General features: G+C 46.4%; 28 protein-coding genes, 1 riboswitch and 1 other annotated feature (1 of these 30 running past the window's edge). Of the genes, 6 read left to right on the top strand and 22 right to left on the bottom strand.

Annotated elements, in window-relative coordinates; translation table 11 throughout:
* Positions 1–9: 9 nt before the first annotated feature.
* From queF to ACTTK7_RS02405, 6 genes are all read right to left on the bottom strand, one after another.
* Positions 10–501 carry a preQ(1) synthase gene (queF, locus tag ACTTK7_RS02380; protein WP_462865482.1) on the bottom strand — a complete coding sequence of 164 codons (492 nt, stop codon included), beginning with the start codon at positions 499–501 and terminating at the stop codon, positions 10–12.
* Positions 502–514: 13 nt separating this feature from the next.
* The gene (gene queE / locus ACTTK7_RS02385) at positions 515–1234 is read right to left on the bottom strand and encodes a 7-carboxy-7-deazaguanine synthase QueE (RefSeq protein ID WP_462865484.1); all 720 of its coding nucleotides are present in this window, start codon (positions 1232–1234) and stop codon (positions 515–517) included.
* Positions 1235–1675 (bottom strand): 6-carboxytetrahydropterin synthase QueD, encoded by a 441-nt coding sequence (gene queD, locus ACTTK7_RS02390; protein WP_462865486.1) that lies wholly within the window; start codon positions 1673–1675, stop codon positions 1235–1237.
* A complete protein-coding gene (gene queC, locus ACTTK7_RS02395; protein WP_462865488.1) occupies positions 1672–2343 on the bottom strand; it encodes a 7-cyano-7-deazaguanine synthase QueC in 672 nt (223 codons plus the stop codon). The genes queD and queC overlap by 4 nt, the downstream gene beginning before the upstream one ends.
* Before the next feature lie 163 nt (positions 2344–2506).
* Complete coding sequence (gene dcd, locus ACTTK7_RS02400) at positions 2507–3043, bottom strand: dCTP deaminase (protein ID WP_462865490.1); 537 nt, start codon at positions 3041–3043, stop codon at positions 2507–2509.
* A 156-nt stretch (positions 3044–3199) separates the two neighbouring features.
* The gene (locus ACTTK7_RS02405; protein ID WP_462865492.1) at positions 3200–3463 is read right to left on the bottom strand and encodes an IDEAL domain-containing protein; all 264 of its coding nucleotides are present in this window, start codon (positions 3461–3463) and stop codon (positions 3200–3202) included.
* A 376-nt stretch (positions 3464–3839) separates the two neighbouring features.
* Here ACTTK7_RS02405 and ACTTK7_RS02410 point away from each other — a divergent pair, with 376 nt between their 5' ends.
* Entirely contained in the window at positions 3840–4232 is a 393-nt protein-coding gene (locus ACTTK7_RS02410) for a hypothetical protein (RefSeq protein ID WP_462865494.1), read from the top strand.
* A gap of 79 nt (positions 4233–4311) precedes the next feature.
* Positions 4312–4965: a potassium channel family protein gene (locus ACTTK7_RS02415; RefSeq protein ID WP_462865496.1), complete on the top strand. Its 654-nt coding sequence runs from the start codon at positions 4312–4314 to the stop codon at positions 4963–4965.
* Between the two features lie 126 nt (positions 4966–5091).
* Here ACTTK7_RS02415 and ACTTK7_RS02420 read toward each other — a convergent pair whose 3' ends face one another.
* Entirely contained in the window at positions 5092–5565 is a 474-nt protein-coding gene (locus tag ACTTK7_RS02420) for an RrF2 family transcriptional regulator (protein WP_462865498.1), read from the bottom strand.
* A 134-nt stretch (positions 5566–5699) separates the two neighbouring features.
* Positions 5700–7058, bottom strand: a complete 1359-nt coding sequence (mgtE, locus tag ACTTK7_RS02425) for a magnesium transporter (protein ID WP_462865500.1) — start codon at positions 7056–7058, stop codon at positions 5700–5702.
* Positions 7059–7183: 125 nt separating this feature from the next.
* Positions 7184–7351, bottom strand: a riboswitch (M-box (ykoK) riboswitch).
* A 134-nt stretch (positions 7352–7485) separates the two neighbouring features.
* Between mgtE and ACTTK7_RS02430 the strand changes: the two genes are divergently transcribed.
* On the top strand, positions 7486–8382 hold the full coding sequence (locus tag ACTTK7_RS02430) for an LCP family protein (protein ID WP_462865501.1): 897 nt from the start codon (positions 7486–7488) through the stop codon (positions 8380–8382).
* A 25-nt stretch (positions 8383–8407) separates the two neighbouring features.
* Here the strand turns inward: ACTTK7_RS02430 and ACTTK7_RS02435 are convergent, their stop codons facing one another.
* Positions 8408–9007, bottom strand: coding sequence for a CPBP family glutamic-type intramembrane protease (locus tag ACTTK7_RS02435; protein WP_462865503.1), 600 nt, complete (start codon positions 9005–9007; stop codon positions 8408–8410).
* Positions 9008–9078: 71 nt separating this feature from the next.
* Positions 9079–9717: an SDR family oxidoreductase gene (locus tag ACTTK7_RS02440; protein WP_462865505.1), complete on the bottom strand. Its 639-nt coding sequence runs from the start codon at positions 9715–9717 to the stop codon at positions 9079–9081.
* Positions 9718–9842: 125 nt separating this feature from the next.
* Here ACTTK7_RS02440 and ACTTK7_RS02445 point away from each other — a divergent pair, with 125 nt between their 5' ends.
* From ACTTK7_RS02445 to ACTTK7_RS02455, 3 genes are read left to right on the top strand one after another with little or no spacing between them, the layout of a single operon-like run.
* A complete protein-coding gene (locus tag ACTTK7_RS02445) occupies positions 9843–10067 on the top strand; it encodes a DUF1659 domain-containing protein (RefSeq protein ID WP_462865507.1) in 225 nt (74 codons plus the stop codon).
* A gap of 36 nt (positions 10068–10103) precedes the next feature.
* Positions 10104–10325: a DUF2922 domain-containing protein gene (locus tag ACTTK7_RS02450; RefSeq protein WP_462865510.1), complete on the top strand. Its 222-nt coding sequence runs from the start codon at positions 10104–10106 to the stop codon at positions 10323–10325.
* A 54-nt stretch (positions 10326–10379) separates the two neighbouring features.
* Positions 10380–10568, top strand: coding sequence for a hypothetical protein (locus ACTTK7_RS02455; protein WP_462865512.1), 189 nt, complete (start codon positions 10380–10382; stop codon positions 10566–10568).
* Between the two features lie 28 nt (positions 10569–10596).
* Here ACTTK7_RS02455 and ACTTK7_RS02460 read toward each other — a convergent pair whose 3' ends face one another.
* From ACTTK7_RS02460 to rplU, 12 genes are all read right to left on the bottom strand, one after another.
* The gene (locus tag ACTTK7_RS02460; protein ID WP_462865514.1) at positions 10597–11778 is read right to left on the bottom strand and encodes an FtsW/RodA/SpoVE family cell cycle protein; all 1182 of its coding nucleotides are present in this window, start codon (positions 11776–11778) and stop codon (positions 10597–10599) included.
* A gap of 191 nt (positions 11779–11969) precedes the next feature.
* Positions 11970–12422 (bottom strand): chemotaxis protein CheW, encoded by a 453-nt coding sequence (locus ACTTK7_RS02465; protein ID WP_462865516.1) that lies wholly within the window; start codon positions 12420–12422, stop codon positions 11970–11972.
* Positions 12423–12434: 12 nt separating this feature from the next.
* Entirely contained in the window at positions 12435–14405 is a 1971-nt protein-coding gene (locus tag ACTTK7_RS02470; protein ID WP_462865518.1) for a chemotaxis protein CheW, read from the bottom strand.
* A gap of 199 nt (positions 14406–14604) precedes the next feature.
* On the bottom strand, positions 14605–15261 hold the full coding sequence (gene phoU / locus ACTTK7_RS02475) for a phosphate signaling complex protein PhoU (protein ID WP_462865520.1): 657 nt from the start codon (positions 15259–15261) through the stop codon (positions 14605–14607).
* 22 nt (positions 15262–15283) lie between these two features.
* Positions 15284–16102: a phosphate ABC transporter ATP-binding protein PstB gene (pstB, locus tag ACTTK7_RS02480; protein WP_462865522.1), complete on the bottom strand. Its 819-nt coding sequence runs from the start codon at positions 16100–16102 to the stop codon at positions 15284–15286.
* A 28-nt stretch (positions 16103–16130) separates the two neighbouring features.
* Positions 16131–17030 (bottom strand): phosphate ABC transporter permease PstA, encoded by a 900-nt coding sequence (gene pstA / locus ACTTK7_RS02485; RefSeq protein ID WP_462865524.1) that lies wholly within the window; start codon positions 17028–17030, stop codon positions 16131–16133.
* Positions 17031–17981, bottom strand: coding sequence for a phosphate ABC transporter permease subunit PstC (gene pstC / locus ACTTK7_RS02490; RefSeq protein ID WP_462865526.1), 951 nt, complete (start codon positions 17979–17981; stop codon positions 17031–17033).
* Between the two features lie 85 nt (positions 17982–18066).
* Entirely contained in the window at positions 18067–19062 is a 996-nt protein-coding gene (locus tag ACTTK7_RS02495) for a PstS family phosphate ABC transporter substrate-binding protein (protein ID WP_462865528.1), read from the bottom strand.
* Between the two features lie 184 nt (positions 19063–19246).
* A complete protein-coding gene (locus ACTTK7_RS02500; RefSeq protein WP_462865529.1) occupies positions 19247–19987 on the bottom strand; it encodes an MBL fold metallo-hydrolase in 741 nt (246 codons plus the stop codon).
* A 67-nt stretch (positions 19988–20054) separates the two neighbouring features.
* Positions 20055–20339: a 50S ribosomal protein L27 gene (gene rpmA, locus ACTTK7_RS02505; protein WP_022793178.1), complete on the bottom strand. Its 285-nt coding sequence runs from the start codon at positions 20337–20339 to the stop codon at positions 20055–20057.
* 6 nt (positions 20340–20345) lie between these two features.
* The gene (locus ACTTK7_RS02510; RefSeq protein WP_462865531.1) at positions 20346–20684 is read right to left on the bottom strand and encodes a ribosomal-processing cysteine protease Prp; all 339 of its coding nucleotides are present in this window, start codon (positions 20682–20684) and stop codon (positions 20346–20348) included.
* 2 nt (positions 20685–20686) lie between these two features.
* Entirely contained in the window at positions 20687–20995 is a 309-nt protein-coding gene (rplU, locus tag ACTTK7_RS02515) for a 50S ribosomal protein L21 (protein WP_322526483.1), read from the bottom strand.
* Between the two features lie 11 nt (positions 20996–21006).
* Positions 21007–21062: a sequence feature (ribosomal protein L21 leader region), on the bottom strand; it runs 17 nt beyond the window's last position.

Here is a 21062-nt window from a genome sequence, read left to right on the forward strand (position 1 = left end):
GGGAAAGGCTTAGCGGTTGTCTACCGGCTCGGGATACAAATCATGCTGAAACAGCCGGTTTTCTGCAAGCTGCTCGTATTTAGTGCCTGCTCTGCCGTAGTTTACAAATGGATCAATCGAAATACCTCCGCGCGGAGTGAATTTACCCCATATCTCCAGATAACGGGGGTTCATCAGCTCTACGAGGTCGTTTACGATTGTATTAATCGAATCTTCATGAAAGCCCCCGTGATTCCTGAAGCTGAACAAATACAATTTCAGCGATTTGCTTTCCACCATTTTTTCGTCCGGAATGTAGCTGATATACAGTGTGCCAAAATCCGGCTGCCCCGTTTTTGGACAGAGTGTGGTAAATTCCGGACAGTTGAATTTCACAAAGTAATCCCGGTACGGGTGGGTGTTTTCAAATACTTCAAGCAGAGAAGGGTCATATTCAAATGTATACGCCGTTTTTTCGCTTCCCAGCTGATCTAACTGCTCAATATCGTCTCTTTCCGGCACGTTCTTTTCCTCCTTATACTCCCTGTTTGTTTCCCCAAAGCAGCGTATGCAGCTGCGGCAGCACCCGCACTCCGTTCAAACGCTCCTCCTGCAGAACTTTTTCTGTAAGCCATTCGTATTTAGCAAGCAGATGATCTCTCAGTTTCTCTACCTGCGGCGTTACGGTATCGGCATTTCCCACCTGCAGATACATTGTTACAGTCGGGTAACGCTCATGTACCTCCATCGCGTAATTCAGATCGCTTTCATCAAAAACGACTACCTTCAGACTGACCTCTTTTTCCCTGCGCGGACGCAGTTCTTCCATATAATAATCCAGCCTGGCCCAATCCGTTTTCATCAACGAACTCGGCGGCTTCGGGGAAACTGTTACCTCATCGATTTCCTTCACCCAGTCATTCCAGATCGATCCCTGCGTTTCAATCGCTGTCTCGACACCGTGTTCCTGTAAAAGCGCTACAAGTTCTCCGAGACCGGGATGCATAGAGGGGTTGCCTCCGGAAATAGTAACATGGTTAAAGCTTCTGCCGCCGGCTTCTTTTAATTTTTCATAAATGGCTTCCGCACTCATCGCTACAGCTTTTTGTGATCCGTCCCATGTAAAGGCAGAATCACACCAGGAGCACCGGTAGTCACAGCCGCCGGTGCGCACAAACATCGTTTTCCGTCCGATAACCATGCCTTCGCCCTGGATCGTCGGACCGAATATTTCCAGTACAGGTGTTGGTTTCATTTAGGCAAAGTCCTCCTCTTTGGGCCGGAACACTGCATAGCTTGTCGGAGTCTCCCTGACGAGTACCTGCAGGCATTTAGGTTTATTCGACGTTTCATCGAGCTTCTGCTGCACTGTTTTCCATATCACCTGTGCGACTACTTCCGTCGTGGGGTAAGCAGCCTCAGTTTCTTCACTGGCAAACTCGGGGTGGTCATTCAGCAGAGTGTGGTCATAGCGTTTATGGATCCATTTTTTTAAAACGGTAAAATCAATTAAAAACCCGTTCCGGTTCAATTCATCACCGGCAACTGTCACGTTGATCGTATAGGTGTGTCCATGCACCCGGCGGCACTTTCCCGCTTCTTCAGAAGGAATATAGTGTGCCGCACTTAAATGCATATCCTTATTTAATTCGTACCGGTAGTTGTGCGGCCACTGTGGATAATACGAATAAATCATAATTCTTTCCTTTCTTTTTGTTCCATATACTGCTCATAGCCTGCATGGCGCAGTTTACAGGCTGGGCATTCCCCGCAGCCGTCCCCCGGTATGCCATGATAGCAGGTGAGCGTTTCATTCTTCACATATTCAAGCTTCCCGAGCTGGTCGGCAAGTCCCCAGGTTTCTTTTTTATCGAGCCACATTAAAGGTGTATGCAGCACGAACTCTTTTCCGATAGCCAGATTCAGCGACACATTCAGTGATTTCACAAATACATCCCGGCAGTCCGGGTATCCGCTGTAATCTGTCTCACATACGCCTGTCACAATGTGCTTTGCCTTTTTCTGCGAAGCAAGAATCGTTGCAAAAGAAAAGAACAACAGATTTCTCCCCTCCACAAACGTAGAAGGAAGTTCTCCGTCTTCTCCAGCCTCTACTTCAATATCGTCGCGAGTCAGCGCGTTCGGTGCCAGCTGACTTAAAAGTCTCATATCCAGTACATGGTGCTCAACATTTATATCCTCAGCAATTCGTTTTGCTACTTCTATTTCTTCATCGTGCCGTTGTCCATAAGAAAAAGTTACAGCAATCACCTCTTCAAATTGTTCCAGTGCCCAGAACAAACAAGTAGTACTGTCCTGCCCTCCACTAAAAACAACGACCGCTTTATCATTTTGAAAACCCAATTGTTATTCCTTCTTTCCACCAAAACATTTCACAGCGCTCCCATTATAACATCTTTTTCCGACTGTGCCTCTGCTCACGCTTACCTCGAAAAAACCCGTGAACAGTAAAGGTCACGAGTCTTTTGAATCGTTATTTTTCATTTCAGCTATGTATGGCGCAACGTTATTCGTTTTCCTGATCCAAAAAGGCATGACTTCCCATCGCATTCCGCTGCCCCTGATATTTGCCCGCATAAGGGACGCCGGCTTTTTGATCCATTTCAGCAAAAACGAGCTGGGCGAGCCGCCTTCCGGACGTTAAACGAATAGGCAGGCGGTTGGCATTATAAAGCTCAAGCGTAATTTCCCCTTCAAACCCCGGGTCCACCCAGCCTGCATTTTGAATAAAAAGTCCCATCCGCCCGATAGAGCTTCTTCCTTCCACAAAGGCCGTAATATGCTGGGGAAGTCTGATGTATTCTTTTGTAGTCGCAAGTAGAAATGAATGCGGGGGAATAATTACCTCATCGCTTTCAAATTCCACATACTTCGCGGGCCGGTCCAGTTGAATGGATTCGATAGCGTTTTCGTCGATTTTTAGAAAATGGGTGCCAAGACGAATGTCCACCGATGCCGGCTGGATCTGATGGTCCTCTAATGGATCGATACTAAGATCGCCCTGGTCCATCATTGAACGGATTGTTCGGTCGGAAAGTATCACCAGCTCTGCCTCCTTCGCTTTTCTTTTCTTTCCCAGTATAAAGAACAATGCAGAAAAACGCCAACACCGTGAAGACCGGCAGCGACTTTTCCTGATTTATCATTCCAAGAAAAGAGCACCCTTCGGGCAAAGCCCAAAGGGTGCTGATATAAATCTTTATTCAAATTCAAGCTCTAATTTATAGCCTTGTTCGAATAATACTTTCCCGTCTTTATATTCGCTCATTAATTCTTTATAAGCCCCTGTCCATTCCTGAAAAGCTTTTTCGTCATGCATATCCAGGGAGTCATCAATTTTTTGCAGAAGCCGCTCTCTGTTAAATTCAAACACAGCATACTCCATCATCATTTGAGCATATAAAGACTGAAGAATCTGCCTTGAAGGTCTTCTACCATTTTGAATTGGTTTCACTTTTTTCATAAAATGCTGCTCATGAGTTGGATGTAACATATTCGCCGAACCCCCTGTTCTTATTGCAGCACCCGCCGGGCGCTGATCTTTTTTAAAGCGGGCGACGCGCGCATGGCCTCCCAATGCCTATCTATTGATTGCCAATAATTTTGTGTGTACTGCACTATACCCACCTTTGATGACAGTAAAACTAATTGACCGACAATTCCAAAGAGAATAACAACTTATTGTATCCGCTTACATAATTTCATTATAGACCATTTCCTGCAAAAATTCGAGTTATACAATTCAAAAAATTCGAAGCAAATGAAAAATCTTATTGAAAAACGGGAACCTGTATTCGTATAATGAACTTAATCATGCAACGCAGGGAGGCAGAATAGAAATGGCTATAACAGAGAAAGAGCATATCGTTATCCATTATGCTGTTCTTCTTCCGATTGTAAAAAAAGTACTTATGCTCGATACCCGGGCGCTTAAATCTTCTGACGTCCGCCTGATGGAGCCCTACGAACGGTTATTTCAACAGGCTTTCGACACTCTTGGGCACGACCTCGATCAGCTGCGCCTCTATATGAATAAAAAGAATATACAGGTCGTTTTTGAAGAAAATGACGGTGTTTTCACACACTACGTGTATTATCTTAACAGCGGCTCGGGCCGGACCTCCCATTTAAACGCCAATTTAAAAAAGCAGACAGAGCGCTGCCTTCATCTTTATTTCTCCGGCCGTTCCGCTTTAACAGACGACGAAGTCCTTCATCCGGCTCCCGTTTGACAAATCAAGGCTGCGGCGGTACATTAACGTTACAATTAAAGGAAAACGACCACAAGCTTCAGACAAAGGAGAACGCCGTGTGAAAAAACAATTTGCCGTTATCGGTCTCGGGCGATTCGGTGTCAGCGTCAGTACAGAATTGTACAAGCTCGGTCATGACGTACTGGCCATTGACAATAATGAAGAAAAACTCGACGACATTACCAATCATTCTACGTACAGCGCCGTCGCAGACGGCACAGATGAAAAAGAACTGAGGAACCTGGGGATTACAAATTTTGATCACGTGATTGTCGCTATTGGTGATGATCTTCAGGCAAGCATTTTATGCACCCTCTTATTAAAGGAAATGGACATCCCTTCGGTATGGGTCAAAGCGCAAAACTTTCACCACCACAAGGTTCTCGATAAAATTGGGGCAGATAAAATTATCCACCCGGAGCATGACATGGGTAACCGTATTGCTCAGCATCTCGTTTCTGACCGTGTCATTGACTATATTGAACTCTCCGCAGAATATTCCATTATAGAAATTACCGTGCCAACATCCATGCATAAAAAAACCCTCGCCCAGCTCGATATCCGGGCCAAATTCGGCGTTACCGTTCTCGGCATCCGCCGCGGCAAAGAGGTTAATATATCACCCACAGCCCAGGACCGCCTCTTCAAAGAAGACGTGCTTATTGCTATCGGTCACAATAACGACCTGCGGCGCTTTGAAGAGACAAACTAACCTTCAGGGTATGAAAAGAAGCAGCAGTCCCATTTCAACGGGGCTGCTGCTTTATTATGTATAATTGGTTTCCTGGATGATTGACGAATGTCACCGTGACCGGGGCAAGCACGATGATATCTTTTCTTAAGAAAAAGAAATCGGCGGCTGATTCTTTGCCGTTGAAGCTGCAAACAGGGCATGAAGCATTTCCTTGTTCACGGTGAGGTCTTTGACCGTATACTTATCGAGCACCGACAAATACGCTTTCAGAGCCTCACCCAAAATACCCTGTAGCCGGCATCTGCCTGCTAAAATGCACTGGTTCGATTCTGGATCAAAGCATTCCACCAACGTCAGATTATCTTCTGTCTGCCTTACAAGCCAGCCAATGTTGATTTCTTCCGGTTCCTTGGCCAAACGAATTCCTCCGTTCCTGCCCTTCACCGTGTGAATGACGCCAAGCTTCGACAGCTCATGCCCAACCTTAGTCAGATGGTTGTACGAGATGGAGTATGCAGTCGATATTTGTTTAATACTATGCAGGGACTCGTCTTCATCATGAGCGGCCAAATACATTACCATCCGTAATGCATAATCCGTATAGGTTGTTAACTGCAAAGCCCTCGCTCCTTTTCATCCAGGATAGTGATAGTTTATCACACCCTGTAAATGTTAATCTAATTAACTGCCCACGAAAAAGAAGAGACAGCGTCTCCTCTTTTTTTCATTATTCTTTTTAGGAAAACCCGTCCCTAAATGCTCTGGATGAGCGACGAAGCTACTGTGAAATAAATCAGCAGGCTGATAATATCAGTGAGCGTTGTGATAAACGGTCCTGAAGCAATGGCAGGGTCGAGCTTCAGTTTATTGATTACAAGCGGTACCAGTGTACCGATAACACTGGCCACTCCAAGTGAAATCATGATGGAAAAACCGACAATTACTCCTATAAGGGGCTCGCCATAAAAAAGATACAATAAGATCGTAATCACAATTCCTGAGGCCACCCCAATCATAATCCCCGTGGAAAACTCCCGGCTGATCGTACGCCACAGTCCTTTTCGTTCAATGTTTCCCGTTGCAAGCGCACGCACGGACACAGCAAGCGACTGGGTGCCCGTATTTCCGGCTGAACCCATAATCATCGGAATAAACGCGGCAAGCAGAACGACACTCTCTAGGGTACTTTCAAACCAGCCGATTACCTGGGCTGTAAACAGCCCTAAAAACATCAGCAGGATAATCCAGGGAGCACGAAGTCTGGCTGCTTTAAATGCATTAACACTCACATCCGTGGAACCACGGGACCCGGAGATTTCTCCAATGTCCTCCGAAGCTTCTTCTGCAAGCACATCGAGGGCATCATCCACGGTTACAATCCCCGCAAGCCTCCCTTCACTGTCTATAACAGGAGTGGCCAGAAAATCATACTTCTGTATCAGCTGGGCGACCTCTTCCTGGTCATCATCTACATGGACGGACACGACACGGCTGCTCATTACCTCAGAAACCGTGCGGTCTGAGTCCGCTACAATCAAGTCCCGGATGGAAGCGACACCCGCCAGCTTCTCCTCTTCATCCACTACATACAGGTAATAAATCGTTTCTGCATCCGGGCCCTCCCGCCGGAGGTGGTCAATCACTTCATCGATTGTATCCGTTGCTTTGATGGAAACAAATTCTTTTGTCATGATGGCTCCGGCCGTTTTATCTTCGTAGGCGAGCAGCTCCCGGACGTCATTGGCGTCCTCCTGATCCATCGCCTGCAGAATATGCGTCATCTGCCTCGGCTCAAGCTCCCCCAGAAAGTCGGCAACATCATCGGCATACATATTATTGTATACTTCGGCAGCATACTGATCGTTCAGCTGCAGAGCTACTTCTTTTTGCACTTCGGGTTCAAAGCTGTCAAATACTTCAGCGAATTCTTCCGGGGACAAAAACTTGTACACCACTTCCCGTTCTTCATCAAGCTCAAGAAAAACTTCTGCCTGGTCCGCAGGGTGCAAATCCAAAAACAATTCACGAAACGCTTCTATGCGCTCCTGCTGCAGAGACTCCGCTATTAATTTCACGAACTCCTCCCGTGCCTGTTCGTTTAATTTCTCCATCCTTTTTCCTCCTCTCCAGGCCAGACAGGCAGCTGTACTTCTTCCGTCTGACACTTACTTCAAACAAAAAACGCCTTCCACCGTTGGGAAGACGTGCATAATCAGCCAGTCATCGTATATGCCCGTTCTGTTCCCCTTCGTCGAGCTTTAGCACTGCATAGCGTAGGAATATATTATCCAGCTTCATTAGAAAACACCTTAATTCGATGGATTCTGTTGACCCATTGGCGTCTTTAGACATTTTTGGGCAGAAGCTTGTTTCTACACAGGAGCCTCACCTAACGAGATTATAAATAGCAGTAACGTTGAATATAACGTTACGCCCTTTTTTTGTCAACGCAGGGAGCACCCTTGCCTACTGGATATATTCCCTTTTCTGCCGATATAAAAATAGAGATTTTGACTTTTACGGACAGGATGTTCTACTATGCGAAACGTATACTTGTTTTTTATGATTACTTTCCTGCTTACATGCTTCCTATCTCTCGGCGGTCTCTTTTATTATTATTACACTATAACTGCCGGACCAAAAGAGAAAATCACCTCGGAAACAGCGCCGGAGGACCCTTCTACTGTTTCCGGACCGCAGATTATTCTAATAGCGGGAACAGATAAAGAAGAAACAGGTTCCCGTGCTGATGTAATTATGATTATCTCTATCCATTCCGGGAACGAGTCCACGCTGCTTTTTAATATTCCAAGAGACACTAAGGTTTCTATTCCAGGAAGAGACAGTATGGATAAAATAAATCATGCCTACAGCTATGGAGGCATGCCCTTACTAGAGAAAACAGCAGAAGAGTTTCTGGACACCTCCATCGATTTTACCGTCGAAGCCGATATGGAAGGATTCCGGGAGGTGGTTGATGCTTACGGCGGGGTTACGGTGCAAAACGATTTGGAGTTCGTCAAGGACGAAGGAGAGCCTTTCACCTACACGAAGGGAAATCTTCATTTAAATGGCGAGCAGGCCTTATATTACGTTCGCATGCGCAAGCAGGATCCGCGGGGCGATCTGGGGCGGAATATCCGCCAGCAGCAGGTCCTCGAAGCACTTCTTGAAAAAGCAAAAAGCCCGGCGACTCTCCGTAAAGCGGAAGAACTGCTTTACGCCCTCGGTGACCACGTACACACCGATATGACGTTTCAGGATATCCGCAGCTTTTCTTACCACTATACTCCGGCCCTCACCCAGATCCAGACGACTGAAATTCATGGAGCTTCCGCTGAAGAGAATGGGGTAAGCTATTATCTCGTTTCTTCGGAAGAGCAAGAGAAAGCACAGCTCCGTCTGGAGCGTCACCAGGCTGGCAAAAGCTACTGACATTCCGACCCGACGGTTCAGAATGTTATTCCTGGAGAGCTTCACTTCGTTTCCAGATAAGAAAGGAGACCGCATTGTATCCGGCATGGGCAGCCGCAGCCCCCCACAGCGTTCCCTGCCATAAAAGCAGGCCGCCGAGCAGAAGGCCCAGGATAAAAATCCATGCATGAATCAGCTGCTGACCGGCGTATTGAGGCACATGCACCAGCATGAAAATAAATGAAGTAACGCATAAAGCAAAGATGTCCGGCAGTACAAGCACCAGTGTTCCAAGCACTGCTGCCCGAAACAATATTTCCTCTGATACCGCCGCTCCAGCTGTTACAGCCCAAAAGCTTCCCCGCTGGCGGATCAGTTCTTTTAAAAGGTCGGTATATGTATTGTCCGGCACGGCAAACCACTGCTTTTTGTATGCCCCCCAGGCGAAAAATCCTGCCGCTATTCCCATGCAGGCTCCGGTGAGACTATCGGCTGCAGCTGTATTAAAGGAAAATAAGCTGTTTATGTATATTAAAGTTTCCCCCTGAAACACAGCAGCAATGATAACAATACCAGCTGCAAACAGCAGGAAAAAGTTTAACCATAGGGCGCGCCCGGAAATCCGGGGTCCTGAACTGTTTATCATGGCTGCTGCCTCCCCTGTGGTTATTATGTAAAAACAGCCGGCTGTGCGGGGCCGGCTGCTTGCTTTCCTTCTTATAATTCGTTGAGCGCTGCAATAATTTCCTGGTCGCCGCTGATCAGATCAAACTTTTTGCGGATAGTACCAGGCGTGTCCAAGGATGCGGCGATCACTTTAGCCACATCAGCACGTGGAATTTCGCCTTTTTCATTCAGTTTTTGTTTTAGCTGTACAGTGCCGCTCGGATCATCGTTTGTGAGCACTCCCGGCCGTACAATGGTATAATCAAGGCCGCTTTCTTCGAGGTAATCATCGGCTACACGCTTAGCAATAAAGTAATGGCGCATCTTTTCCGGGCCGTTTTCCGGCTCATCCGTATTCATCGAACTTACCTGAATGAAGCGTTTCACCCCATGGGCTTTGGAGGCTTCTACCGATTTTCTCGACCCCCACAGGTCAATAATGGTGGTTTTATCCGGTCCTGTGTGGCCGCCTGACCCAGCAGCAAAGACTGCTGCGTCTTTACCGGCAAACGCATCGGAAATATCTCCTTCGAGATCACGGACTACCGTTTCGTCCGCCCCAAGGCTTTTCAGTTCTTCAGATTGTTCTTCTTTTCTAATTAGCGCCGTTACGTGGTGATCCGTTTCCTTCAATTCCTCCACCAGGTGGCGTGCAATTTTTCCGTTTGCTCCAATTACCAGTACGTTCATTGTAAATCCTCCTTCGTTTAACATTCCATGGTGATATTCCCATAACCTTCGTAAAATAAACACAGCCCCCTTCCCCCCTTTTACTTCGGCACGTCAATATATACGGTGAAAGGAGGTGAGACACAATGGCTCAATTAACAAAAACTGATCTTTCCTTTGAATTTTATTTAGGACCTGGCGAAGACGGCAGCGGCGACTACAAACGAAAAACATTCCGCAGCATAAACCCTGAAATTTCAGACGATGACCTGCAGGAAATTGCGGATGGTATTGCCGCCCTTCAGCCGTACGTTGTACAAAGCGTGCAGCGCAACAACGAGTACACCATGCAGGCTCCGGCCCCGTTGTAAAACTGACAGTAATTTTAAGTACAGGAGGTGAAGATGATGAGCAAGCAACTGCAGCTGCGTTTTGAAAGTGATTTCGGCAAAGCTACTACTCTTTCTATCGAAAACCCGGCAGAGCCGGTGGATGAAACAGCAGTAGAGGCATTAATGGACACCATTATTGCTAAGGAAGCCTTTTTCACAAGCGATGGCATTGTTACTAAAAAAGTGTATGCAAGAGTTGTAGAACGAAACGTAGACACTATCTGGGAAACCAATTAATCCGATTCCCTCAGCCTCTTCGGCTGGGGGATTCTTTATAAAGGAGGCTATTTCATGGACGAATGGATACAGCTGGCCGGAGACCAGGGAGCGGCTGTTGCGCTTGCCTTTTTTCTTGTTTACAGGATGGAGCGTAAACTCGATACGCTCATCTGGGCCGTACAAAGGCAGAGCGAACAGCTTTTCTCGTCTTCGAGAAGAGCTAAAACACCAAAGGATTCCATGCATATCAAGAAACCATAAACAAAAGCCAGCCGGATTTCGGCTGGCTTTACTGATTTTTGTGGTGGGCAAAGAAGTAATTTTTCGAATGATAGCGTACACTCATTACGATACCCAAAATAAACATGGTCCCGACAAGCGAGCTTCCTCCGTAGCTGAGCAGCGGAAGCGTAAATCCGGTGACCGGCAGAAGGCCAAGGCTTTGTCCGATATTTTGAAATATCTGGAAAGCAAACAACCCAATCACACCTGCACAGATGTATTTGCCGTAAGCGTTATGCGACCGCATGCTGATCAGAAGAATTTGATACAGGAGCACAAAATAAAGGGTGATGACCATCGCACCGCCCAGAAAACCGTGAACAGAGCTGATAACAGCAAAAATGAAATCCGTATGGGCCTCCGGGATATACACCTGGGCCCCGTCGTTGCCAAACAGCCTTCCGGATCCGATAGCAGTCAATGCTCTTGCTGTTTGAAAGCCAGCGTCCTGGTTCTCAAATGGATTCAGCCATCCCTGGATTCTGCTTACCTGATAAGGATCCATATTGGAAAATACAAACCGCTCCATCAAATTAGGAAACTGAAAAAAAGAAATGACAAATCCAAGTATTGCTAAAAGTGGTCCGCCGATAGCTACTGCCAATATTTTATAGGAGATCCCCGAAACCACCAGAAGAGAAACAAAAATAGCTCCTACGAGCATGACACTGCCCATGTCCGGCTGTGTTGCCAGAAGAAGAATGACAGGGAGGGTCGGCAGAAACATTTTCCCTATAAGTATAAAATCAGAGCGCATGTTTTTGCTCCCGCTGTACTCTGTATGGTGATTATAAATGATGGCGCTGAGCGTCAAAATCAGAAAAATTCTCATAAATTCTGCCGGCTGAAACTGGCCGAGACCGGGGATTACATACCATGACTGCGCCCCGTTAATCACCGGGGCAATGCTTGACGGGGCAACCAGCAGCCCTGCTAAAAGAGCCAGTCCAAAAGCATATAAAAACCAGTGCAGTATCAGATAATACTCAAAATCAAAATGTATAACTACCATCATAATAGCAAAAGCCAGCACGAAAAAGATAATCTGCTGGATCATAAAATTGCCTTCGTATTGTTCGAGCTGCTGAGCCTGAAAAATATAGAAACAGCTGACTACTGCGAACAAAAACAATACAAACATCATGTTGATATCATACTGCTTTTCTTCGGTTGATTGATGTAAACTCATGGAAGCATGTCCCCATTATATAAAATTTCGAACGCACGCTGCCTGGCGCCGCTGTTAACATCATACCTTGTTCTATCTGCGGCGTACAGTCCTGAGAATATATTTTCACTATCGGCTCCCTTCTCTAATTTGCGTTTCACGCATAAGAAAAGGACTCTTACTCCTATATTAAAGGAGAACAGCCCTTGAAATCAAACAGACGCCGTTTCCAAAGATTCAGCTACTGCATGCACATTTAAAAGAGTAAATACGCGGCTTTCTTTTTTGATCACGTTTTTTAAATACATCTGCTCTTCTTTCGACGCCGCCTGAGGAGGCGCGCCGATTTCACTTTCAAACACATCCATCACATCGTTTGCCGCGTCAACTATAAGACCGGCGTGATTGCCTTCAAGAGCTAAAATTAAAATCCGGGTTTCTTCTGTATACGGAACTTCTTCATAGGAAAGTCTCTTTCGAAGATCAATAATCGGAATAATGACACCCCGCAAATTAATGACGCCGCGTATACTTTTTTCAGCATTTGGTATACGGGTGAAATTCTGCATCCGTTCAATCGACTGGACATGATTTACTTCCACACCGTATTCTTCGGCCTCCAACCGAAATATAATGACTTTTTTTACCGCATTTTCTTCCGTCACAATCCTTCCTCCTTACAATAGGGCATTTGTGTCTACAATTAATGCTACATTACCGTCCCCGAGAATTGTCGCTCCTGATATGGCGCGCACGTCCCGAAGGTAATGGCCGAGTGATTTCAATACGACGTCCTGCTGGCCAATAAAGCTGTCGACAACCAGAGCGGCCATCTTTTCTCCTTTATGCACGACTACGACCGAATAATTTTCACGGTCCCACTCCCGCTCCACCGGGACTTCAAATACATCCTCCAAAAACATCACCGGAATAATATTTCCGCGAAAATCGATCATTTTCCGTTTGTGCACATAAAAAATGCTGCTGCTCTTAATACTTGCTGTCTCCACTATAGAAGTAAGCGGCAGTCCGTAGTGCTCTTCCCCCACATCCACAAGCATCACATCAATAATCGACAGGGTCAGGGGAAGCTGAATGCTGAATTTGGTTCCTCTTCCTTTTTCAGAATGTACACTGATGACGCCGCCGAGTGATTCAAACGTATTTTTTACTACATCCAGACCGACTCCACGTCCTGACAGGTCAGTCACTTCATCAACCGTGCTGAACCCTGCTGAAAAGATGAACTGATGCACATCGTAATCCGTCAGCGTATCAGCGTCCTCGGCAGCTATTACTTCATTTTCCACGGCCTTTTTGAGCACACGTTCACGGTCGATTCCGCCGCCGTCATCCTCAATTTCAATATACACATGATTGCCGCTGTGATAAGCACGAAGCTCGACGTGACCCTCTTCCGCTTTGCCATTCTGCTTTCTCTTGTCGGGCATTTCAATTCCATGATCGATCGAATTTCTTATAAGATGGACAAGGGGATCCCCAATTTCATCAATAATCGAACGATCCAGTTCCGTCTCTGCACCAATGACTTCGAGCTCGATCTTTTTGCCAAGGTCTCTCGACAGACTGCGCACCATTTTCGGGAAACGACTGAACACCTGATCCACCGGCACCATCCGCATATGTAAAATAATTTCCTGCAGACTCCCGGTCGTCCGTGACATTCTTTCCATTGTTTCTGTCAGTTCGCTGCTTCGTATTTCCTCCGATATACGCTCAAGGCGTCCCCGGTCGATAACCAGCTCTTCAAAAAGATTCATCAATTTATCCAGCCGGTCGATATTGACCCGGATGGTTTTATTCGTTTCTGTACGCTTACGTTCCAGCGAACTGGTTTCTTTTACTTCCGGAACTGGTGCTTCTCCCGGGCTTTCCTGGGTTTCTGTGCTGACCGTTATTTCAATTTCCTCTGCCACCACTGCTTCAATTTCCGAAATTGAAGCCACCCGGTTGATCAGATCTTCTTTTGCAGCGGTCGTTACTACTGCTGCGATAAATTCGTTATCAAATCGCTCCGCTTCAATATCTGAAGCCTCCGGCACTGATTTAATAACGTGGCCGTCTGCTTCAAGAGCTTCAAATACCATGTAGGCACGTGCTGCTTTTAGCACGGCATTCTCCTCAAGGGTCACCCGCACTGTATATGCCTGCATACCACTTTCTACGGACTGGGCGATCACTGCCCGGTCGTATTCATTCCAATCCATGTTGATGCCATTCTTTTCCTTTGTTCCCTGCTCTGCACCGGTCCGGGTGCTTTGACCAAGCAGCTTTGCCGTAATAGCCTTTATATCTTTTTTCCCCTCACCACCGGAAGCAATATCCTCTACAATCTCTTCAGCAACATCTGCTGCCTCAAGCAGTACATCCATCGTTTCTGCATCTGCGAGCCTCGTCTTTTCACGCATTTGGTCGAGAACATTTTCGAGAGCATGCGTAACATTCGTCAAATCCTCATACCCCATCGTGCCAGCCATGCCTTTCATCGTATGGGCCGAACGAAAAATTTCCCCGATGATCGTTTCATCCTGCGGCTGCTTTTCGAGCTCCAGCAGGTGAACGTTAATCGCCTGAATGTGCTCCTGACTTTCTTCAATAAACATATCCAAATATTCTGTATGGCTCATGCCCGTACCTCCGCCTTTTGAACTCAATACTAGTTGATAGTGTGCTGAAGCTTCTTCTCTTTTTATATCGACAGACCGGAGCAGGTATTTGAGATAACAGCCGGTTAAATTTTTTCTTTCAGCCCCTTCTCTGCCTGCAGGTTTGAAAAAAGAACAAAAAAGCCTCCGCTATCAGGCGGAGACTGCATTGTATGCATTTCTAGTTTAAATCAAAATGGTGCCCGTTCACTTCATAAACGACCCATTCTGCCAAATTCGTCGTATGATCAGCAAAACGCTCAATATAACGCCCGATAAAAGACAGCTGAGTAATATCTTCCAGCAGTACTTCATCAGCACTTTGCCGAAGCTGCTTCTGTATAAACAATTTATACTTACTGTCCACGTGATCATCCAAAGAAGCGACTCGTTGGGCATGCATCAGCTCCTGATTGTCATATGCTTCCATCGCCTGGTCAAACATCTGCCTGGAAATTTCCGCCATGTCAATTAACTGATCAATATCTTCGCGGCTTCTGTTTTCACTCAGTCTGGCTGAAGCTTTTGCAATATCCACCGCGATATCTGCCATGCGCTCGAGATCACTGGCCATTTTTAAAGCAACGATGCACCTGCGCAGATCTGTGGCCACCGGCTGCTGCTTGGCAATTGTTAATGTCGCCGCATCCATGATTTTCAATTCCATGGAATTGATATTTTTATCATCAGTAACAATTTCCCGGACAAGTGACTGATTATCATTGGTTTTCAACGCGAGCAGCGACTGCTCGAAAGCATACTTCACATATTTGCCCATGTTGAGTATTTCCTGCTTTAAATACGTCAAGTCCTGCTCATACGCCTTTCGAACGCCCATTATTCAACCTCTTTCTTCCGGATCAGCCGAACCTGCCGGAAATATAATCTTCTGTCTCTTTTTTAGCCGGCGATGAGAAAATTTTGTCTGTCTGATCATGCTCTACAATAACTCCGTTTAAGAAGAAAGCAGTATTGTCTGAAATACGGGCTGCCTGCTGCATATTATGGGTAACAATGACGATCGTATAGTCTTTTTTCAGCTCCTGGACCAGCTCTTCAATCTTCAGGGTAGAAATCGGATCCAGTGCAGAAGTAGGCTCATCCATTAAAATGATGTCAGGTTCAATTGCCAGGCAGCGGGCAATACAAAGACGCTGCTGCTGGCCACCGGAAAGCCCGAAGGCGTTTTCTTTCAGCCGGTCCTTCGTTTCATCCCAGATAGCCGCTTTTCTCAGGCTTCTTTCCACAATCTCATCAAGCGTTTTTTTATCCTTGATGCCATGAATTTTCGGACCGTATATTACATTTTCATAAATCGATTTGGGAAACGGGTTCGGGTTTTGAAACACCATCCCTACTTTAGTACGAAGATATTCGACACTGAAATTCTTTGCAAAAATCTCATTTTCCCGGTATTTAATGGAGCCGTTCGTTTTTACAATCGGATTCATTTCGGTCATCCGGTTTAACGTTTTAATGAATGTCGATTTCCCGCAGCCCGAAGGACCGATAATGGCTGTGACAGACTTTTCCGGAATCTCCATCGAAATGTTCTGCAGCGCGTGGTTATCTGCATACCAGAGATTCAGCTGCTCTACGTTATATGCAAGCGGCGCTTTTTCCTCTGTATTGAAATTGTCGTTTCTCTCTACTGAACGGTTTTCATGCTTAGTCTGCATAGTGTTTCCCCTTCCTTTGGTCCTTATATTAAAAACGTTTTTGGAATTTAGTCCGGATAAATACGGCAATTGAGTTCATGAAAAAGAGCATGAGCAATATAATAATAATTCCTGCCGCCGCAATGTTTTGGAATTCCTCCTGTGGACGTCCGGTCCAGTCATAAATCTGAACTGGCATCGCGGTAAAGTTGGAAAACAGATCTGATGGTGTGGAAGCAACATAGGTCAGTGCACCAATTACCAGAATTGGGGCTGTCTCCCCGATCGCCCGCGAGAGTGCCAGAATAGTTCCTGTCAGTATTCCCGGAAGAGATGTAGGAATAACAATTCTGAAGATTGTCTGCCATTTAGTTGCCCCCATCGCGTAGGAGGCCTGCTTGACGTCTGTCGGAACCGCATTAATAGCCTCCCTGGAGGCCACAACGATAATAGGAAGAACAAGCAGGGACAGGGTCAGTCCCCCGGCAAGAACACTTGCTCCAAACCCCAGCAGACGATTGAATATCGTAAGCCCCAGCAGCCCGAAGACCACAGAAGGCACGCCCGCAAGATTGGAAATATTCGTTTGAAGCAGGTTAGTGAATCTGTTTACCGGGGCATATTCCTCCATATAAACAGCGGTGCCGACTCCTAAAACAAAAGAAAGCGGTGCTGCTACCATCATCAGCCAGATCGTCCCTGCCAGCGCAGCCAGCATCCCTGCATCCTCCGCGTTTCTTGAAGCAAAGTTTACGACGAGACCCCAGTCTAAAAAACCAATTCCTTGAGTGAGTATTCGTATCAGCAATACGAGAAGCATCGCTATGCTAAAAGCCATAGCGGTGAAGCAAAGCCCTTTAAACGCCTTATTCCAAATATGCCTTTTGCCCAGCCGCTGAGTATTTTCTTCGTATGCTTCCTTAGGTGCTGTTGTATCTGCAAATTTCATTTAGTAATCCTCCCGGAATCGTCGAGAAATGTAATGGGCCAACAGGTTCATCGCCAGGGTAAACACAAATAATGTCATACCTACAGCATAAATACTGTAATAAATCGGTGTTCCAAAACCAGCGTCTCCTTTGACCACCTGCACAATGTACGCTGTCATTGTCTGCACTGCTCCTGTCGGGTCAATTCCCATACTCGGGCTTGCACCGCCTGCCACTGACACAATCATCGTTTCACCGACTGCACGTGAAACGCCGAGCACAAAGGAGGCAATGATCCCCGATAAGGCGGCTGGCATAACTACCTTCACCGTGACCTCCATGCGCGTGGCCCCTAAAGCAAAAGCCCCTTCCCGGATCGAATTGGGCACCGAACTCATTGCGTCCTCTGAGAGGCTTGCAATCATTGGAATAATCATAACGCCTACTATAATCCCTGGACTTAATGCGTTAAAAACATCCACACCAGGTATAACGGCCCTTAGAATCGGTGTAACAAACGTAAGAGCAAAAAAACCATACACAATAGTTGGAATACCAGCCAATACTTCTAAAACTGGCTTAACTGTTTTACGGACTTTTTCTGACGCATACTCACTCAAATAAATGGCAGCCCCCAGCCCAAAAGGAATAGATACCATCATGGCAATACCTGCAATCATCAGCGTACCGTTCACTAATGGCCAAATGCCGTACTGCGGCTCTGAAAAGAATGGATACCATTCAGTTGAAGCAAAAAAATCAGCAAACGGCACCCCCCGGAAAAAGGTCACTGTTTCAAACAGTAAAGTGAAGACGATACCTACAGTGGTTAATATCGAAATAATTGCACACGATAAAAAGATAGCCGGCATCAATTTTTCCATAAAGCTTGAAGAGCCGGAGCCTTTTGTTTTCTGTTCGATTCTTTCGCTGATCGAGAGCTTTGAACGATCTTCCATTTTGCTGTCCATCCCCTTAACAGATGATTTCTTTCAGGCAAGTACAAAAGCAAGGAAGTCAAAGCTTCCTCGCTTTTTGCCTTTTACTGCCTTTTATTTACTCTCCGGCCACTTCATCAATTTTTTCTTCGTTTTCTTCATAAGCACTGTCAGGTGCTGCTGCATAGCCTACTTCTTCTGCTAGACCCCCGGCATTCTCATTGGCAAAGCGCACATAAGCCTCTACATCTTCATCATCTGCCACCGAAGAATTTTTGAAGTAAGTAAACAATGGACGTGCCAGTGGATAAGATTCATCAGTGATCGTTTCCGGCGAAGGCTCTACAGCTTCTTCATCGTCATCTGTAACTGGTACAGCTTTTAAGTCGTCTTCGTTTTCACTGTAGTAGGAATACCCAAAGAACCCAATAGCTCCCTGACTTCCTGATACCCCGTTAACGAGAACGTTGTCGTCTTCGGATGTTGAAGCGTTACGGGAAAGATCATCGCCGCCAAGCACGTTCTCCACAAAATAATCGTGCGTACCGGAATCCGTACCTGGAGCATAAAGATCCAACTCTTCGTCCGGCCATTCTTCGTTAATATCGGACCACGTTTCTGCGTCACTGTCATCGGAGTAGATCTGGTCAAGCTGATCATAGGTCAATTCATCCACAAAATCATTTTCGGGATTTACCGCGACAGTGATGCCGTCATAAGCCATCGTAAGTTCAGTGTATTCAATTCCTTCATCCTCGAGAGCCTGCTGCTCCTCTTCTGAAATTTCACGGGAGGCGTTGTTAAGGTCCGTTTCGCCAGCAATGAAACGCTCAAAACCACCACCGGAGCCAGAAACTCCCACCGGCGCGTCTATATCTTCATTTTCTTTACCGAATTCCTCCGATACGGCTTCCATAATTGGAAAGACCGTGGAGGAACCATCAATAGCAATATCTCCGGAACCGCCTTCCTGGCCTGCACTTTCTTCTCCGCTTCCTTCACTGCCGGAGCTTTCTTCCGAGCCGCCGGGCTCTTCTCCCCCTCCGCCGCATGCAGATGCAAATACTGCCATTGAGGCTAATGTTGGAACCAACCATACTGTTTTGAGTTTCAAAGCAACTTCCTCCTCTTTGTTTATGTACTAATGGCAAAGCAACTCTTTTTGCTCCCAATGCTTAGTATAGGACTTAAATGTTAAGAGAAAATAGCTTGATTGTTAAGAATATGTAAAGGCACATGCGGTACCGCTCTCATTTAACCGCAAAAAAATCATTTCCCGGAAGAAATGATTAACTGCCTCAGCTGATATTTATTTTGAGCCCTCCTGCTGCGAGCTCCACGGTTCCTGTGAAAATTCTTTCCGCTTCTCTTTTCAGCTGTGTATGGTCTCCGAAATGAGGCAGGTGGGTTAATATTAATTTACCTGCTTGAGCCCTTTTGGCAAGCTCCGCTGCTTCCTCTGAATTCATGTGGCCGGCAAACGAGCCATCCTGCCCGGCATAAAAGCTGGATTCTGCAATAAGCACGTCCACATGCGCAGCTGCCTGTTCAAGCTCTGGTGTATATGAAGTATCTGCAGTGAAAAACAGGCGGCCGGCAGCTGTTTCAATCCGGAACCCAAAGCACGGTACAGCATGCTTTACCGGTACTGGTGTGATCGTAAAAGGACCGGCGGTAAATGACTCCTCTGCCCGGTATTCTGTCGGCTGTACTGCTTCTTTATAAAACAGGCGCTGGAAGCCTTCTTCATCCTCCCGGTGCGCGTAAACCGCGGTCTCATGCTGCTTTTCCGGCCAAAGGACAGGCTCCAGCAGACGGTAGTACTGAAAAGCTCCGAAATCCCCCACATGATCCTGATGATAGTGGGACAGCAGTACGGCGTCGATGCCGCTAAGCTCTGTATAATGCTGCAGCTGGGAAATCACTCCGCTTCCACAGTCAAGCAAAAGCTGAAAACCATCTTCTTCAAGCAGATAACCGGAAGCTGCTTCCCCGGCTTCCGGAAATGCATGCCAAAAACCAATAATTGTTACCTGCATCTTTCTGACCCCCTTCAATAAAAAAATCCGTTCAAACAGAAAATATCTGTTTGAACGGATACAAGCCTTACGCTTCTTTTGCATAAACGCTCACGCGTTTACGTTTTTTCCCGACACGCTCAAATTTTACAACACCGTCGATTTTGGAGAAAAGAGTATCATCTCCACCTTTACCGACATTGTTGCCAGGGAAAATTTTCGAACCGCGCTGGCGGACGAGGATAGAACCACCGGTTACGTGCTGGCCATCGGCGCGCTTGGTACCCAAACGCTTGGAAATGGAGTCACGACCGTTTTTTGTACTACCTACCCCTTTTTTCTGAGCAAAGAACTGCAGGTCTAATTTCAACATCAACATTCACCTCCTATGCTCTTCAATTGATATAAATTCACCGTACTGATCAGCAATGGTCTCCAAAGAGATAATCATGCCCTCTGCCAAAAGCTGCATTTGACGCTTATCCTCTTCGGTGCTTTCTTCCGGAAGCACACACTGAAAATAACCGCCTTCTGTGCCTAAATCCACTACAGGATCTGTATGGCAGAGAGATGCCATCGCGTTTACAGCCCCAAAAGATACTGCCGAGGCGCCGGCACATACCAAATCATAGCCGTAGGGACCTGATTCAGCATGGCCGGTCATGGTAACAGAACGAATACGCTCTGAGTCATCACGGCTCACAGTGACCCGTATCATAACTACGCGTCAATGCTGTTGATTGTAACTTTTGTGTAAGGCTGACGATGGCCCTGCTTACGGCGGTAGTTTTTACGTTTCTTAAATTTGAAAACGATGATTTTTTTGTTACGGCCCTGTCTTTCTACTTTGCCCGTAACTTTAGCTCCCTCAACAAAAGGAGAACCAACTTTTACATCGTCGCCTCCGACAAATACTACATTGCCGAACGTCACGTTCTCTCCAGCTTCTGCGTCTAATTTTTCAACGAAGATAGTCTGGCCTTCTTCTACTTTTAACTGTTTTCCACCAGTTTCAATAATTGCGTACATCTCTGCACCTCCTAATCACTTAGACTCGCCAATACAGGTGCCTTTCCAGGGCTTAAACCTGTTCTTG

The sequence above is a fragment of the Marinococcus tarijensis genome, assembly GCF_054971385.1.

Bases quoted from the DNA above. Each gene is read 5' to 3' on its own strand.
- ACTTK7_RS02460 (WP_462865514.1), bottom strand. From the start codon at position 11,778: ATGAGTTTACATCAATCAACCGAAGAAAAGCAGTATGATATCAACATG.
- queD (WP_462865486.1), bottom strand. From the start codon at position 1,675: ATGATTTATTCGTATTATCCACAGTGGCCGCACAACTACCGGTACGAA.
- ACTTK7_RS02440 (WP_462865505.1), bottom strand. From the start codon at position 9,717: ATGAACGTACTGGTAATTGGAGCAAACGGAAAAATTGCACGCCACCTG.
- pstC (WP_462865526.1), bottom strand. From the start codon at position 17,981: ATGGACAGCAAAATGGAAGATCGTTCAAAGCTCTCGATCAGCGAAAGA.
- mgtE (WP_462865500.1), bottom strand. From the start codon at position 7,058: ATGGAGAAATTAAACGAACAGGCACGGGAGGAGTTCGTGAAATTAATA.
- ACTTK7_RS02410 (WP_462865494.1), top strand. From the start codon at position 3,840: ATGGCTATAACAGAGAAAGAGCATATCGTTATCCATTATGCTGTTCTT.
- ACTTK7_RS02405 (WP_462865492.1), bottom strand. From the start codon at position 3,463: ATGAAAAAAGTGAAACCAATTCAAAATGGTAGAAGACCTTCAAGGCAG.
- ACTTK7_RS02470 (WP_462865518.1), bottom strand. From the start codon at position 14,405: ATGAGCCATACAGAATATTTGGATATGTTTATTGAAGAAAGTCAGGAG.
- ACTTK7_RS02445 (WP_462865507.1), top strand. From the start codon at position 9,843: ATGGCTCAATTAACAAAAACTGATCTTTCCTTTGAATTTTATTTAGGA.
- ACTTK7_RS02430 (WP_462865501.1), top strand. From the start codon at position 7,486: ATGCGAAACGTATACTTGTTTTTTATGATTACTTTCCTGCTTACATGC.
- ACTTK7_RS02455 (WP_462865512.1), top strand. From the start codon at position 10,380: ATGGACGAATGGATACAGCTGGCCGGAGACCAGGGAGCGGCTGTTGCG.
- ACTTK7_RS02510 (WP_462865531.1), bottom strand. From the start codon at position 20,684: ATGATACGGGTCACTGTGAGCCGTGATGACTCAGAGCGTATTCGTTCT.
- ACTTK7_RS02435 (WP_462865503.1), bottom strand. From the start codon at position 9,007: ATGATAAACAGTTCAGGACCCCGGATTTCCGGGCGCGCCCTATGGTTA.
- rpmA (WP_022793178.1), bottom strand. From the start codon at position 20,339: ATGTTGAAATTAGACCTGCAGTTCTTTGCTCAGAAAAAAGGGGTAGGT.
- rplU (WP_322526483.1), bottom strand. From the start codon at position 20,995: ATGTACGCAATTATTGAAACTGGTGGAAAACAGTTAAAAGTAGAAGAA.
- queE (WP_462865484.1), bottom strand. From the start codon at position 1,234: ATGAAACCAACACCTGTACTGGAAATATTCGGTCCGACGATCCAGGGC.
- phoU (WP_462865520.1), bottom strand. From the start codon at position 15,261: ATGGGCGTTCGAAAGGCGTATGAGCAGGACTTGACGTATTTAAAGCAG.
- pstB (WP_462865522.1), bottom strand. From the start codon at position 16,102: ATGCAGACTAAGCATGAAAACCGTTCAGTAGAGAGAAACGACAATTTC.
- ACTTK7_RS02500 (WP_462865529.1), bottom strand. From the start codon at position 19,987: ATGCAGGTAACAATTATTGGTTTTTGGCATGCATTTCCGGAAGCCGGG.
- pstA (WP_462865524.1), bottom strand. From the start codon at position 17,030: ATGAAATTTGCAGATACAACAGCACCTAAGGAAGCATACGAAGAAAAT.
- ACTTK7_RS02450 (WP_462865510.1), top strand. From the start codon at position 10,104: ATGAGCAAGCAACTGCAGCTGCGTTTTGAAAGTGATTTCGGCAAAGCT.